The sequence below is a fragment of the Cupriavidus sp. WS genome (assembly GCF_000395345.1).
Taxonomy (GTDB): domain Bacteria; phylum Pseudomonadota; class Gammaproteobacteria; order Burkholderiales; family Burkholderiaceae; genus Cupriavidus; species Cupriavidus basilensis_B.
Genome location: NZ_AQPL01000608.1, coordinates 1 through 2189 on the forward strand (window position 1 = coordinate 1; position 2189 = coordinate 2189).

The 2189-nt window shown below is 53.5% G+C and carries 2 tRNA genes and 1 rRNA gene; all 3 read right to left on the reverse strand.

The window, feature by feature from the left end:
* Positions 1-89 precede the first annotated feature (89 nt).
* Positions 90-165, reverse strand: a tRNA-Ala gene (locus K206_RS0135490).
* A 7-nt stretch (positions 166-172) separates the two neighbouring features.
* Positions 173-249, reverse strand: a tRNA-Ile gene (locus K206_RS0135495).
* A 61-nt stretch (positions 250-310) separates the two neighbouring features.
* A 16S ribosomal RNA gene (locus K206_RS0135500) occupies positions 311-1842 on the reverse strand.
* Between the last annotated feature and the right edge of the window lie 347 nt (positions 1843-2189).

A 2189-nucleotide genomic window follows, 5' to 3' on the forward strand; every position in this document is an offset into this window, starting at 1 on the left:
CGCAAGCACTCAAGACTAAGCGCTTGCGTTTGGACTAACCAATCCAAGGTCGCACAAGTCTTTGACTTGTACGTCTCACTCAAAGTAAGTGGTGGAGGATGACGGGATCGAACCGACGACCCCCTGCTTGCAAAGCAGGTGCTCTCCCAGCTGAGCTAATCCCCCGATAACTTGGTGGGTCTGGTAGGACTTGAACCTACGACCCCCGCCTTATCAAGACGGTGCTCTAACCACCTGAGCTACAGACCCTTGGCTGTAACACCAAACAAACCGATAAGTGTGAACGCTCAACAACTTCTGCACGCTCTTGAAAGGAGGTGATCCAGCCGCACCTTCCGATACGGCTACCTTGTTACGACTTCACCCCAGTCATGAACCCTGCCGTGGTAATCGCCCTCCTTGCGGTTAGGCTAACTACTTCTGGCAAAACCCACTCCCATGGTGTGACGGGCGGTGTGTACAAGACCCGGGAACGTATTCACCGCGGCATGCTGATCCGCGATTACTAGCGATTCCAGCTTCACGTAGTCGAGTTGCAGACTACGATCCGGACTACGATGCGTTTTCTGGGATTAGCTCCCCCTCGCGGGTTGGCAACCCTCTGTACGCACCATTGTATGACGTGTGAAGCCCTACCCATAAGGGCCATGAGGACTTGACGTCATCCCCACCTTCCTCCGGTTTGTCACCGGCAGTCTCTCTAGAGTGCCCTTTCGTAGCAACTAGAGACAAGGGTTGCGCTCGTTGCGGGACTTAACCCAACATCTCACGACACGAGCTGACGACAGCCATGCAGCACCTGTGTCCACTTTCTCTTTCGAGCACCTAATGCATCTCTGCTTCGTTAGTGGCATGTCAAGGGTAGGTAAGGTTTTTCGCGTTGCATCGAATTAATCCACATCATCCACCGCTTGTGCGGGTCCCCGTCAATTCCTTTGAGTTTTAATCTTGCGACCGTACTCCCCAGGCGGTCAACTTCACGCGTTAGCTACGTTACTGAAGAAATGAATCCCCAACAACTAGTTGACATCGTTTAGGGCGTGGACTACCAGGGTATCTAATCCTGTTTGCTCCCCACGCTTTCGTGCATGAGCGTCAGTGACGTCCCAGGGGGCTGCCTTCGCCATCGGTATTCCTCCACATCTCTACGCATTTCACTGCTACACGTGGAATTCTACCCCCCTCTGACATACTCTAGCCTTGCAGTCACAAGCGCCATTCCCAAGTTGAGCTCGGGGATTTCACGCCTGTCTTACAAAACCGCCTGCGCACGCTTTACGCCCAGTAATTCCGATTAACGCTCGCACCCTACGTATTACCGCGGCTGCTGGCACGTAGTTAGCCGGTGCTTATTCTTCCGGTACCGTCATCCCCCCGAGGTATTATCCCAGGGGATTTCTTTCCGGACAAAAGTGCTTTACAACCCGAAGGCCTTCTTCACACACGCGGCATTGCTGGATCAGGGTTGCCCCCATTGTCCAAAATTCCCCACTGCTGCCTCCCGTAGGAGTCTGGGCCGTGTCTCAGTCCCAGTGTGGCTGATCGTCCTCTCAGACCAGCTACTGATCGTCGCCTTGGTGAGCTCTTACCTCACCAACTAGCTAATCAGACATCGGCCGCTCCTATCGCGCGAGGCCTTACGGTCCCCCGCTTTCACCCTCAGGTCGTATGCGGTATTAGCTAATCTTTCGACTAGTTATCCCCCACGACAGGGCACGTTCCGATGTATTACTCACCCGTTCGCCACTCGCCACCAGGATTGCTCCCGTGCTGCCGTTCGACTTGCATGTGTAAGGCATGCCGCCAGCGTTCAATCTGAGCCAGGATCAAACTCTTCAGTTCAATACCTGTGTGACCCAAAAGGGTCTCGCTCTTTCGAGCGGTCGCTCACTCTCAGAAAACTGACTCGATCCTCCCGAAGAAGAACCGAACATGTTTACTGTGCGAGCACTTTATAACTTGTAAGCTAGAAGACCGAAGCCTTCCGCGTCCGCTATCAAGCGCCCACACTTATCGGTTGTTTGTTTGTTAAAGAACTTGCTGCGGTTCGCTTTGCTTACCGCGTCGCTGCTTCGTTGTCAGCAGCAGAGAAACGAGATTATGAAGAACTTTCTACGTTTCGTCAACAGGTTTCGCAATCTTTTTTTGCTTCGATCAGCCGCGCCATCCGCGCCACCAACCTCACCCAT